Annotated in this window: 9 protein-coding genes and 1 tRNA gene; 2 read left to right on the plus strand and 8 right to left on the minus strand. The window is 58.7% G+C overall.

Annotated features, from left to right (window positions below; all coding sequences use genetic code 11):
- Positions 1–317 precede the first annotated feature (317 nt).
- The 8 genes from GC121_RS13150 to aspS all read right to left on the minus strand — a co-directional run bounded on the left by GC121_RS13150 (position 318) and on the right by aspS (position 10,865).
- Complete coding sequence (locus GC121_RS13150; protein WP_151975069.1) at positions 318–5,261, minus strand: type ISP restriction/modification enzyme; 4,944 nt, start codon at positions 5,259–5,261, stop codon at positions 318–320.
- A gap of 212 nt (positions 5,262–5,473) precedes the next feature.
- A complete protein-coding gene (locus GC121_RS15380; protein ID WP_199857869.1) occupies positions 5,474–5,635 on the minus strand; it encodes a hypothetical protein in 162 nt (53 codons plus the stop codon).
- Between the two features lie 60 nt (positions 5,636–5,695).
- Positions 5,696–5,772, minus strand: a tRNA-Met gene (locus tag GC121_RS13155).
- A 69-nt stretch (positions 5,773–5,841) separates the two neighbouring features.
- Positions 5,842–6,360, minus strand: coding sequence for a 2'-5' RNA ligase family protein (locus GC121_RS13160; RefSeq protein WP_151975742.1), 519 nt, complete (start codon positions 6,358–6,360; stop codon positions 5,842–5,844).
- 5 nt (positions 6,361–6,365) lie between these two features.
- The gene (mltG, locus tag GC121_RS13165; RefSeq protein ID WP_151975071.1) at positions 6,366–7,337 is read right to left on the minus strand and encodes an endolytic transglycosylase MltG; all 972 of its coding nucleotides are present in this window, start codon (positions 7,335–7,337) and stop codon (positions 6,366–6,368) included.
- Between the two features lies 1 nt (position 7,338).
- Positions 7,339–8,601 carry a beta-ketoacyl-ACP synthase II gene (fabF, locus tag GC121_RS13170; RefSeq protein WP_151975073.1) on the minus strand — a complete coding sequence of 421 codons (1,263 nt, stop codon included), beginning with the start codon at positions 8,599–8,601 and terminating at the stop codon, positions 7,339–7,341.
- A gap of 125 nt (positions 8,602–8,726) precedes the next feature.
- Complete coding sequence (locus GC121_RS13175; RefSeq protein ID WP_151975075.1) at positions 8,727–8,963, minus strand: acyl carrier protein; 237 nt, start codon at positions 8,961–8,963, stop codon at positions 8,727–8,729.
- A 123-nt stretch (positions 8,964–9,086) separates the two neighbouring features.
- Positions 9,087–10,865 (minus strand): aspartate--tRNA ligase, encoded by a 1,779-nt coding sequence (gene aspS / locus GC121_RS13180; RefSeq protein WP_151975077.1) that lies wholly within the window; start codon positions 10,863–10,865, stop codon positions 9,087–9,089.
- A 186-nt stretch (positions 10,866–11,051) separates the two neighbouring features.
- On the opposite strand from aspS, the gene rnd reads away from it, so the two are divergent.
- Together rnd and GC121_RS13190 are read left to right on the plus strand one after the other, a co-directional pair.
- A complete protein-coding gene (gene rnd, locus GC121_RS13185) occupies positions 11,052–12,269 on the plus strand; it encodes a ribonuclease D (protein WP_151975079.1) in 1,218 nt (405 codons plus the stop codon).
- Positions 12,266–13,162: a hydrogen peroxide-inducible genes activator gene (locus tag GC121_RS13190; protein ID WP_151975081.1), complete on the plus strand. Its 897-nt coding sequence runs from the start codon at positions 12,266–12,268 to the stop codon at positions 13,160–13,162. The genes rnd and GC121_RS13190 overlap by 4 nt, the downstream gene beginning before the upstream one ends.
- The last annotated feature ends 5 nt before the right edge of the window (positions 13,163–13,167 follow it).

Here is a 13,167-nt window from a genome sequence, read left to right on the forward strand (position 1 = left end):
GCGCCGCTCGCTCAGGGTTACGCGGCGTGCTGTAAACAAAAATCTGACACCCCTCCCGGTCGGCAAGTGGACAAAGCAACTTGCCCCACCCATGGCCAGTCAATTCAAACCAACGCCAACCCAAATCCTCAGCGTAAGCCACGGCGGCCTCAATTTCCTTATGCGGGTGGCGCGGCCTGCTACTCAGGATTGCCTCCTGCATTTAGATAAGTGTGAACATATGTCAACACTAGTTGCTCCTCTAGATTCCAATTGGTTGATTTCAGCTTAACGTTCAAAACGGTGCACCAACTTTTCGTATGCCCGCGAAAGAAAGCTCACCCATCAATCTCCAGCTTGGGCAGTGCCCGCACAATCGCCATTGTCTCCAGACTGATCGTTATCACTCGCTGGAATAGCTTCAGGGGATAGGCCGGATCACCCATGGTTTCGATCGCGTAGCGGTTTGCGTCGTTCACGATCCCGCTGGCCTTATCGACCTTCACGCACTGGCGTTCCATCACCCAATCGAGCGCGGCCTTGCCGTTCACCACGTAATCATAGGCCTCCAGCGGGATGCCCGTGATCGTGATATTGGAATTGTAGATCACCGTGGTCTTATCCAAGTTTGGCCGCTTGCCCGCGAATTTCATTTTCTCGACCCGGTAATACCGCTCTGGATCGGGAATGGAGGCCAGCCGCAAATCGCCCTCTGCGATTGTTACGGGGTAAGGCTCGGCATTGTCGAAATCGCAGTGCAGATCGCCCAGCTTGCGCCCTGCCTCCACGAATGCCCAGAAATCCGCCGCCTTTTTTACGGCTGGGATACGGGGCAATTGCTTGGAGAGGTTATCGGCAAAGCGTTCCCGGTATTCGGGCGAATGCAGCAGGCCGTAGGCGTAGTAAAACAGATCATCCTTGGTGATAGCCTCGCCCGGATAGGCCGCTTGGAAATGCGCAAGCCCCGCATCGGTGATGGCATCGCGCTTGACCAACCCGGCCTCAGTAGCCTCGCCCAGCGCCAGTTCGCCCTCGCGTGGCGCTTCAACTTCCGAGTAGAGATAGCGCGGGAAACACTGATTATTGCCCATATCGGCGTAGTTGTAACTGGGAAGTGCATCCGCCATCAGGACCGAGAAAGCCCCTCGCATCCCAACTCCTGACAAACAAATCGATAGATTTTGAATGTCAGGCTTGGCGAAGGGATAGATGCTATGCATTTTGTAGACCATTTCGTTCAATGCGCGATCGTAATACAACCATTGACGCGTGAAAGGCCTATACAGACTTGGAAATATGTTATCCGAATTGAATGAAATCAATTTTCCAGATGCGGCATTGCCCTTTAGACCCCGACTCCAGCTGATTTTTGTGGGATCACTCTCAACAAAATCATCGATCAGGTTCTTCTTTTCCTTAGACGAAATCTTGCCGTAGGTTGCAGTAAACCGCTCAACGTCAGAGGCGTATTGCCGCAAAGTGCAGTCGATCGATGATGTGAGCGCATCCCGGCTGGAATTGTAAACCCAAACGTCGCGGGAGCTCAGCAGTCCCATAGAGAACCCACTGAATATGGCGTCCATCTCTCCCGTCTTGTCACCGAGCGGCATAAACTGATCGAACGAACCATCCCGCTGATTTAACCAGTCCCCATGATCATCTGGGCGGATAGACTGCCAGCCGCGCGCCTCATGTATTCCACCGATACTTTTGAACTTAGAGATGATCGTCAGCTTTTCGTGCTCGGTTAGGTAATCACCGATATCGTGGAAAAAGATTTGGCCATTCGCTTGTGCCGCCGGATTTTTCACCAGAACCGTGATTGCGACTGGCGTCCGCGTCCCTTGGCCAAAGACGTTGTCTTTCTCTTTTCGTCGCTGCTCGCCGGAGGTGCGCGCATTGCCTCGCAAATGGAAAATGTGAATGCTCGCAAATTCTTCTACCAAGCATTGGCGCAAGCCGTCAGTAGTGTTCCCTTCAAGCCATCCAGCATTGCTAACATATGCCAATACACCTGCGTTCCCAATACGGTCGCTTGCCCATCGAAAAGCTCGAACATAACTGTCGTAGAGATTGCGGGAAAGTGTAGCGTTAGAACGCGCCACGTAGGTTTCGCTGATCCGCTGATCGAGCTTTTGATACTCAAGATTCTTGGCAGCATCATTTTCACTGCTTTGCCCCACTGAATAAGGCGGATTTCCCATGATTACCCGAATATCCAGCGCTTTCTGGCGCGTCCGGCGGCTGGAATTGTCCGGCATCAGTGTCGCCAGCAAATCCTTGTCCTGCTCATAAAGCTGGAACGTATCGGTCAGACAGATGCCATCGAACGGCACATAGTCCCCTTCAGAAAGCCCGTGATAGACCGCCTCGATATTGATGGCCGCGATGTAGTAGGCCAGCAGCACGATCTCGTTTGCGTGGATTTCGTTGCGGTATTTGTGCTCCAGCTGATCGGGCGCGATCAGGCCGGATTGCAGCAGCCGGGTTATGAAAGTCCCCGTGCCCGTGAACGGATCGAGAATATGCACGCCCTTGCTGCCAAGGGTCTGGCCAAATTCGGATTGCAGCACCTCGTTGACCGAATGGATGATGAAATCCACCACCTCGACCGGGGTATAGACGATGCCCAGCCGCTCTGTCATTTTCGGGAAAGCGTTGCGGAAAAACTTGTCATACAGCTCGACAATGATGCGCTGCTTGGCCTCGGCAGTCTGCACCCCCGCTGCGCGCCGTTTTACGCTAGCGTAGAAGCGATCTAGGCTTTCCGCCTCCCGATCCAGCCGATGCTCATCCAACGCGCCCAGAACGGCCTCCATGGCCCTTGAAACGGGGTTGTTCCGGGCGAAGCTGTATCCCTCGAACAGCGCATCGAATACCGGGCGGGTGATCAGATGCTGGGCGAGCATTTCTATCGCCTCGCCCTCGCTGATGCTGTCATTCAGATCATCGCGGATTTCGGCCAGGAACCCATCGAAGGCTTCGCGCTCTGGCGTTCCCTCTTTCGCCACGATCCCGGTGATGCGGCTGATATGGGTCTGGGCGATCTTGGCGATATCGCCTGCCCAATTCTCCCAATAATCGCGTTGGCCGCATTTCTTGACGATCTTGGCCATGATCGCCTTGGAAAATTCGTCAAAGTCAAATCCATTCTGGAACGGGCTTAAGGGTTTGGGCTTGCTATCCCCGTCGCTGCCCTCGTCATCACTAGCCGCGCTGCCGTCACCGATGCCCGCCCCGGCCACTTTGGCCATGCTGCGGCTGGGCAAGTTATTGATGGTTGCTGTAACCAGACCCGCAGTCACGGGAACAATCTGCACCTTGTCGCTGATATCCTCCCCAAGATCAGCCTGATTTAGCCGCCCCTCAAAGCGCTCATCGTGCGATCGCAACGCATTGAGGATTTGCCAGACCACCCGATAGCGCTCGTTATCGTTTAGAGCTTCTTCTGGGGACGTCCCGGCTGGCACCCCGATTGGCAGGATCACGTATCCCATCTTTTTGCCGGGAGCACGACGCATTACACGGCCAACCGATTGCACCACGTCAATCTGGCTCTTGCGCGGGTGCATAAACAGGATCGCATCCAGCGCCGGAACGTCCACCCCTTCAGATAGGCAACGGGCATTGGTCAGGATACGGCAAATCGCATCACCATGACTCTCTTTTAGCCAATCCAGCTTTTGCGCCCGTTCGCGCGCGCCCATGGTGCCATCCACGTGCTGCAATTCCACGGTCAGCGGTTCAGCATTGCCTAGCGCCTCTTGGCCTTCCTCACTGGCGCGATATTCCTCTACCACCGCGCGAAACTCACTTGCGATTGTTTTGGATGCATCAATAGTTTTGGCAAAAGCGAGCGCGCGCTGCATCGGCTGGGAGTCGGTAAGCACTTCATTCGCCAAGCCAGATTTTATAAGCGCCTTGTAGCAACCGATAATTTTGGTCGCATCGTCAAGTTTGAGCTCTTTGGGGCCATCGCGCAGCCTATTCTGCACGCTGGCGCTGATCATTGCTTCATCCACCGCTAACACGATCACCTTGTAATCGGTCAGCAGCTCATTCTCGACTGCCCAGCCGAACCCGCGCACAAATAGGTCTTTTCCAAACATGGATTCGTCACCCATGTCCGCCAGCTTCGCCGCGTGCTCACTTGCCTTTGCCTTGGCGGCTTCGCCAAAAACGCGCGGTGTTGCGGTCATGTAAAGCCGTTTGCCTGCTTTCAGGAAATCCTGATCGTGAACCTTCACGAAATTGCTTTCATCCTCCCCGGCAAGCGTTGCCCCCGTAGTGCGATGCGCCTCATCACAAATGATCAGGTCAAATTCCGGCAAACCGTGGAGCCGCTGAGCATCGCTGATCACTTGGATGCTCTGATAAGTGGAAAACACCACCGTCATTCGATCGCTGGCATCATTTGCAGCCTTGCTGGCCAGCCGCGCTGCATTTGTGGTGGCAGGATAATCAAGATCGTGCCGCTCGACCTCGGCAATATCATCACTACCGCCCGCGCCCTTACGCTTGCCGACTTGGCTATCAGAACAAACCGCAAAGGATCGCAGCGGGGTCTGGCTATCGATCGTCCATTCCCTGATCGTCTGATTGACCAGCGCCAGCGATGGCAACAGCACCAGCACATTGCCGCCAGCTCCCACCATATCCTCTGCGATCTTAAGCCCGGTAAATGTCTTGCCAGTGCCGCAAGCCATGATCAGCTTGCCGCGATCGGCCTCGGCCAGCCCCTTGCGAACGGCCTCCAGCGCCTCGGCCTGATGCTTACGCAATTCTTTGGGCGGCTCCAGCCGGATTTCGCCATTGATCAGGAATGCTGACCAATCGATCGGGCTTTCCTCCAGCCGATCCAAGCCAACGCTTGTGACGTTCAAATCATCAAAGAGCGCGCTGGCATTGGCGCTAAACTCCCTGCCCGTTGTCTCGATAATCAGGCCGCGCGAAAAATGCCGCGACGCTCCCAGCGTGCTGAGAAACTTGTCCAATTCCCCTTTGGGAATGCTGCCACCTTCACGATAGAATTTGCACTGGATCGCGCAAAAACTGTCCTCACCCCTGATCTTGGCTACGGCATCGATGCCATTATCCCCGGCTGGCAATCCCTGTTGCCGCGCCCAAGTAGCGAAATCCCAGCAATCCTCATATTCTTGCACCATGCCGGGATCGCGCTGCATAAAAACAATCGCCAGCCGCTCAAAGTAGGTGCCCTTTTCCCTTTCGGTCTGGGAATGGTCGCGATACTGGGCGAGCAATTGGCGAAGCGGCGTTTCCATGGATCAATCCCTCATGACTGCCAGCCAACGCTAGAGGCAGACGCACACCGCGCCAATTATTTTCCTAAATCATTAGGCAAATTCATCACTCTCGGATTGTCGATCGTGTCGATCGTCCCGCGCCTTTTCCATCAGCAAATGGCCGTTTGCTACAACCCTTGTCGTTCCCTCGCGCGCGCGGGCGAAAAACTGTGTTTGCGATAACGAGAGGGTCAGAAGGCGGTTCTAGATGCGATCACACCAGCTTTTACCCTTCCCCCATCCTTCCCGCGAATATTCCCCCCAACCTTGCCGCAGATATGTTGCACGGACTCGCCGGAATTGAGCGGAATGCCGAGAAATACGCCGGAAATCAGCGCAACAAGATGCAACATCGCTTTTCCCGCGAAATGCAGTGATCTTGATATTTAATCAAACGATATCAAAGGAATGAATGGTAGCGGAGGAGGGACTCGAACCCCCGACACGCGGATTATGATTCCGCTGCTCTAACCACCTGAGCTACTCCGCCACAAAGGCCAGCCCGCAGCTCCTGTGGCGGCGGGCAAGGCGCGGCATTTAGGGTGCAGGAGGCGCGCGGTCAACCGCGAAAACGCCAGCTTTTGATGTGCTCCCACGGCCCGCCGCGATAGGCGTGCAAAGACAGGCCCGCAAAGGCGAAATTGCGCGGGATGATCTGCGGGCCAAGGCTGGCCTGCAATGCCTTCGCCTCTTCAATGCTGACCTTGTTCTGGATGGTGATGTGAAGGCGCGGCGCGTGCTCGTCTTGCGGGGTAAGGAGGCCGTGGAACCGTTCTGCCAAATCCAGCCGGATCGCCAGCATCCTGTCGCTTTCAAGCTGGATGGCAGTGCCCTTGCCCAGCTTCATCAGCCCCACAAGACGGGCAGGAACCGGCGCATTGCACCTCGCCAAAGCCGCGCAGCAATCGCGCACCTCGCTCTCCGCGCTTGGCGGCAAAGCGTGGAACAGTGTGACATGGGCGTCGAGAAAATTGCGTTCCGGCGGAAAATAATCACGGCGCAGCGCGGTGGCCCATGCGTGCAGATCATCGGGCAACATGGCCGTCAGGATCAGCGGCGCTGGCCCGCCATGCTGCATCGGCGTCACATTTCCCCGCGCTCGCGGCGCAGAGCGAACCAGCGTTCGACAGCGGCGTTATGCCCTTCGAGCGTCTCGTTGAACTCGTGCCCGCCGCTGCCATCGGCGACCATATAGATCGCATTGGTCTCCGCCGGATTGAGCACCGCTTCGATGCTGGCCCTGCCCGGATTGGTGATCGGACCGCGCGGCAGGCCGACCATCGAGTAGGTGTTGTAATCATTGATCGCCTGGATTTCCGACTGGCGGATACGGCGGCCCAGCGGACGGCCACGAGTGATCGGGTAGATAATCGTCGGATCAGCTTGCAGCATAATCCCCTGGCGGATGCGGTTGGAATAGAGCCCCGCAACTTCGCGCCGCTCTTCCGGAACGCCGGTTTCCTTTTCGACAATGCTGGCGAGAACAACCGCCTCTTCGGGGGTGGTCGCGACGGTGCGGCTTGTGCGGTTGGGCCAAAGCTCTGCCAGCGTTTCGTCCATCGCCCGCTGCATCCGCGCGAGGACGGCAATCCGCTCCTCCCCGCGTTCGAAATTGTAGGTGTCGGGCAGGACGGAGCCCTCTTCGGGCACCGGAATATCGCCCACCAGCAGCTCTTCCGCCATCAGCAGATCGTGCACAACCACAGAGGGCGTGCCTTCGGGAATGGTGATGCTGTAGGCAATCGCCGCGCCGTGCTGGAAGGTGTCGAGAATGCTCGCCGCGCTCGCACCAGCTGCCAGCATGAACTCGCCCGCCTTGATCGGATCACCACTGCCAAAAATCTTCGCGCGCAGCAGGAAGGCATCGGCGGAGGCGATGTGCCCCGCTTCCTCCAGATCATTAGCGACCGATGTGAGCGTGGAGCCGGAGGCGACGGTAAACGCCGTCTCCTCCTCTACCTCTGCACCGCCCCACCAGCCCAGCGCCAACCATCCGCCGACGCAGGCGACCAAGAGCAGACCAAGCGCGACCAGCTTGGCAAGCGTGCTTTTCATATCAATCCTCGACCCGCTTCATCACCAGCGAGGCATTGGTGCCACCAAAGCCGAAGCTGTTGTTGAGCACGGCCTTCACTTCGCGCTTTTTGGCCAACAGCGGCACAAGATCGACGCCTTCGGTGCCATCATCCGGAGTGTGCAGGTTGAGCGTTGGTGGCACGATCTGGTCGCGCATGGCGAGGATGCAGAAGATGCTCTCCACCGCGCCCGCGCCGCCCAGCAAGTGGCCGATGGCGGATTTGGTGCTGCTCATGCTGGCACCGCCCAGATCGCTGCCCAGCACCCGCCTAACCGCCGCGAGCTCGATTGTGTCAGCCATGGTGGAGGTGCCGTGGGCGTTGACATAGTCGATATCCGACGGCTCCAGCCCGGCCTTTTTCAGCGCCATGCGCATGGCATTTTCCGCGCCCAAACCTTCGGGGTGCGGCGCGGTGACGTGGTACGCATCGCCCGACAGGCCGTAGCCGACGACCTCGGCATAGATCTTTGCGCCGCGCGCCTTGGCGTGTTCGTATTCTTCGAGCACCACGACGCCCGCGCCTTCGCCCATCACAAAGCCTTCGCGGTCTTTGTCATAAGGGCGGCTGGCTTCGGTCGGGCGATCGTTAAAACCAGTGTTGAGCGCGCGCGCCTGCGCGAAACCGGCAATGCCGATGGGGCAAATGGTCGCTTCTGCGCCGCCTGCCAGCATGATGTCGGCATCATCGTCACGGATCATGCGCGCGGCATCGCCGATGGAGTGCGCACCGGTGGAGCACGCGGTCACCACAGCGTGGTTCGGGCCCATCAGGCCGTATCTGATGCTCACCTGGCCGGAGATCAGGTTGATCAGGCGACCGTGAACAAAATGCGGCGAGACGCGGCCCGGGCCGCGATTGGCGAGGTTGTTCGATTCGAGTTCGATCCCCGGCAGGCCGCCAATGCCCGACCCGATGGAGCACCCTGCGCGGAGCTTCTGCGCGTCGGTCAGCTCGGTCAAACCGGCATCTTCCAGAGCCTGCCCTGCCGCATCGAGACCGAAGACGATGAACGGATCGACCTGCCGCTGGATCTTGCCGTCCACGCGCTTGTCCGCATCAAAGCCCCACGGATGATCGGCGGGCTTCACCTCGCCGGCAATGGTGCATTTCTGGTCCGACGCGTCGAAACGGGTGATCTGCCCGATCCCGCTTTCACCCGCGATCAGGTTTTTCCAAGTGGTTTCCACGTCCCCGCCCAAGGGGGTGACAAGGCCGAGGCCGGTAACGACAACGCGCCGCATAGTCTTCTCTCTCCGCAAGCACAAAAGGCCCAGCCTTGGCGGCCGAGCCCTTGTTTATCCGCCCGCCACCAGCGCCCTCGGGCGCATCGCGGCGGGCCGGATCAGTTCAAAGCGATTGCCGGCAATCAGCCGGCGTTCTCTTCGATGAACTTGTTGGCATCGCCGACCGTGTTGATCTTTTCGGCAGCATCGTCGGGAATTTCGACGCCAAACTCTTCTTCGAAGGCCATCACCAGCTCGACAATGTCGAGGCTGTCTGCGCCCAGATCATCGATGAAGCTGGCTTCCGGAGTTACCTTGTCTTCTTCGACGCCAAGATGTTCGACGACAATCTTCTTCACGCGTTCAGCGGTATCGCTCATGTAATCCCTCTCAAGAAAATAGGGGTTTCAAAATCGCCTTTCGCCCTAATGAACGGCAGGCGGGCTGGCAAGGGGCAGAGAACGTTTTGCAGTGGCCGGTACGTGGTGACGCGGCCCTGCAAATCAAGCCGTCCGCTGCTCGATTGTACGGATATGCACATCACGCAACTGGTTGGGTGTCACCGCGGAGGGCGCGCCCATCATCAAATCCTGCGCCTTCTGGTTGAGCGGGAAGGCGATGACTTCGCGGATATTCGGCTCGTCCGCCAGCAGCATAACGATGCGGTCAATCCCCGGTGCCGAGCCGCCATGCGGCGGCGCGCCCAGCTTGAAGGCTTCGATCATGCCGCTGAAATTCTCATCGACATCTTCCTTGGAATAACCCGCGATTTCGAACGCCTTATACATGATTTCCGGCTTGTGGTTCCGGATCGCGCCACTTGAGAGTTCATAGCCATTGCAGACGATATCATACTGCCATGCCTTGATTTCGAGCGGGTCGGTGTTCTCCAACGCTTCCATCTCGCCCTGCGGCATCGAAAAGGGGTTGTGGCTGAAATCGACCTTTTTCGCCTCTTCGTCGTACTCGAACATCGGGAAATCGACGATCCAGCAGAATTTGAAGCAATCCTGCTCGATCAGTTCCAGCGTTTCGCCCACGCGGGTGCGCGCGGCACCGGCCAGCTTGGCGGCGTCCCTTTCCTTGCCTGCGGCGAAAAACAGGCCGTCATTCTCGCCAAGGCCCAGCTCGGCATAGAGCGCTTCCATGCCTTCGGTGCCGTGGTTCTTGGCAATCGGCCCGCCAAATTCGCCGCCCTTGCGGGTGACATAGCCGAGGCCCGCGAAGCCTTCGCGCTTGGCCCAATCGTTCATGTCGTCAAAGAACTTGCGGCTCTTTTCATGCGTATTTGGCGCAGGAATCGCGCGGATCACGCCGCCACCGCCGACAATCTTTTCGAAAATGCCGAATCCCGAGGTGGTGAAATGATGCGTCACATCGCTGATGACGAGCGGATTGCGCAAATCGGGCTTGTCAGTCCCGTATTTGAGCATCGTTTCGGCATAGGGAATGCGCGGAAACTCGCCTGCAGGGGTAACAGCCTTGCCGTTCGCAAACTCGGCGAACACGCCCGCGAGCACCGGTTCGATCGCTTGGAATACGTCTTCCTGTGTCACAAAGCTCATTTCGAAATCGAGCTGGTAAAACTCGGGCGAGCGGTCGGCGCGCAGGTCTTCGTCGCGGAAGCACGGGGCGATCTGGAAATAGCGGTCAAACCCCGCCACCATCAGCAGCTGCTTGAACATCTGCGGCGCCTGCGGCAGCGCGTAGAAGCGGCCGGGATGCAGGCGGCTCGGCACCAAATAATCGCGCGCGCCCTCGGGGCTGGACGCGCCGAGAATCGGGGTCTGGAATTCGCTGAAGCCCTGATCGATCATACGGCGGCGCAGCGACGTAATCACGCGGTTGCGCAGCATGATATTGTTGTGCACCCGCTCGCGCCGCAAATCGACGAAGCGGTATTTCAGGCGCGTTTCCTCGGGGTAATCCTCCGCCGAATTGACAATCAGCGGCAGTTCCTCGGCATGGCTCTGCACGGTCACGCTGCGGGCAAACACCTCGATCTCGCCGGTCGGCAGGTTCGGGTTCACCGCCGCCGCATCGCGCGCCTTCACCTCGCCATCGATGGTAATGACGCTTTCCAGCTTCAGCCCGTCAAGCAGCGCCAGCGCGGGCGAATCCTCGTCCGCCACAATCTGCGTAATGCCGTAATGGTCGCGAAGATCGACAAACAGCACGCCGCCATGATCGCGCTTGCGGTGCACCCAGCCGGACAGGCGCACGCCTTCCCCGACATTTTCTTTCGAAAGCTGTGCGCAAGTGTGGGTACGATAAGCGTGCATCGGGACTCTTTCCATTTCGGGGTCTATACCCTAGGGGCGCGCGGCAGCGCTGCGCTAAGGCTTAGGCATAAGCGCGCGCTAACAGGGTATGCACGCCGCTTTGTCAAGATTCGCGTCCTTACGCGAATGTCGATTGGGCCAAGTGCGGTAGGCACGGTGAACCGGCCAAGTGAATTGAAAGACACGATGCAAATCCACCCCCTCATTACCGAATCCGACGAACTGGCCGATCTGTGCGAGCGGCTCGCCAAGAGCGAATTCGTGTGCGTCGACACCGAATTCATGCGCGAGAACACCTACTACCCGCTGCTGTGCCTGGTGCAGGTGGGGAACGAGCATGAAGCGGCCGCCATCGATCCGCTGGCCGAGGGGCTCGATCTCACCCCGTTGCTCGAACTGTTGACCGACAATGACGAGGTGTTGAAGATTTTCCACGCGGGCGGGCAGGATGTGGAAATCATCTACAACCTCACCGGCAAAACGCCCTTCCCCATTTTCGACACGCAAATCGCGATGATGGCGATCAGCCAGTCGGAACAGATCGGCTATGCCAATCTGGTGGAAAGCTGGCTCGGCATCACGGTCGACAAAGGCGCGCGGTTCACCGATTGGAGCCGCCGCCCGCTCACCGAACGGCAGATCGAATATGCGATTGGCGATGTGACCTATCTCGCCAAGATTTTTCCCAAAATCCTAAAAAAGCTCATCAAGACCGATCGCGGCCATTGGCTGAATGCGGAGATGGAGAAGCTGGCCGACCCGGCGAATTACGCCAATGATCTCGACACCGCATGGCATCGCATCCGCGCCCCGGGCCGCAATCCGGCGGTGCTGGGTCGGCTGAAAGCGTTGGCAGCATGGCGGGAGACCGAGGCGCAGGACAAGGACATTCCGCGCGGCCGCATCATCCGCGATGAAACACTCGCCGATGTGGCCAGCCATCCGCCCAAGACACAGGCCGATCTTGCCAAGGTGCGCGGGCTTTCGCAGGCGTGGAAAGATAACGATATCGGGCGGCGGCTGATGAAAGTGCTCAAGAATGCAGAGCCACTCTCGCCCGACGAAATGCCCGACAAGCCCAAGCGCGGTGCACCGCTGGGCAAGGAAGGCGCGCTGGTGGCCGACCTGCTCAAGCTACTGCTGAAAATCCGCGCGCGGGAGATTGACGTTGCCTCGCGCCTGCTCACCAAGTCCGATGAAATGGAGGCGCTGGCGGCAGGCGTGCGCAAGCTGCCTATCCTTGAAGGCTGGCGTTACGAAGTCTTTGGCAAGGATGCGCTGGAACTCGTCGAAGGCCGCCTCGCCTTCGCGGTGGAACACGGACGGCTGAAAATGACGCGGATTGACGGCGTGGCGGCTGTAGCGGCGGCAGAGAATACGGCGGGGGCTGCGGCGGCTCAGTGAGCACCTACCTCCCCACCATCAAGCAATTGCAATATCTCGTCGCGCTGCACGAGCATGGCCATTTCGGCAAGGCGGCGGAGGCGAGCTTCGTCTCCCAATCCACGCTTTCAGCGGGCATTCGCGAGCTCGAATCGCTGCTCGGCGTGACCTTGGTGGAACGCAGCCGCCGGGTTGTGCGGTTCACCCCGCTGGGCAACAGCGTGGTCGCCAAGGCCCACCGGTTGCTGCGCGAGGCGGAGGAGCTGTCCGACCTAGTTCAGGCGGCAGGGCAGCCTTTGTCGGGCGAACTGCGGATGAGCGTCATCCCCACCATTGCACCGTTCCTGCTTCCGCGCATCCTGCCGCGCCTGCGCCGTGAACGCCCCCAGCTAAAGCTGTTCCTTCGCGAGGAAACTTCCGACCACGCGATTGAATCACTGCATCATGGCCGCGCGGACTGCGTACTGCTCGCCCTCCCCTTCGCCACCGGCGATGTGGAGAAGGAGATTATCGCGCATGACGAATTGTTCGTCGCCTTCCCCAAGGATGATCCGCGCGATCCGCCTGCGGAAATTGCGCCTTCGATGATCGATGAAGGGCGGCTGCTGCTGCTCGAAGACGGGCACTGTTTGAAGGAACACGCCCTCGCCGCGTGCAACCGGCCTGAAATGCGCGCGAGTGCGACGATGATCGGCACCAGCCTGCACACGCTGGTGCAGATGGTGGATAACGGCCTCGGCCTCACCATGCTGCCCAAAATGGCGATTGATGCGGGCATTCTGCTGGGAACCGATGTTGTGGCGCGGCCTTTGAAGGGCAAGCAAACCGGGCGCGAGATCGCGCTGGTCTGGCGCACCAATTCGCCGCGGGCGGAGGAATTCCGCCTACTGGCCGAGGAATTGCGCGCGGGCTGAAACAT

The sequence above is a fragment of the Erythrobacter sp. EC-HK427 genome (genome assembly GCF_902498745.1).
Classification (GTDB): Bacteria; Pseudomonadota; Alphaproteobacteria; order Sphingomonadales; family Sphingomonadaceae; genus Alteraurantiacibacter.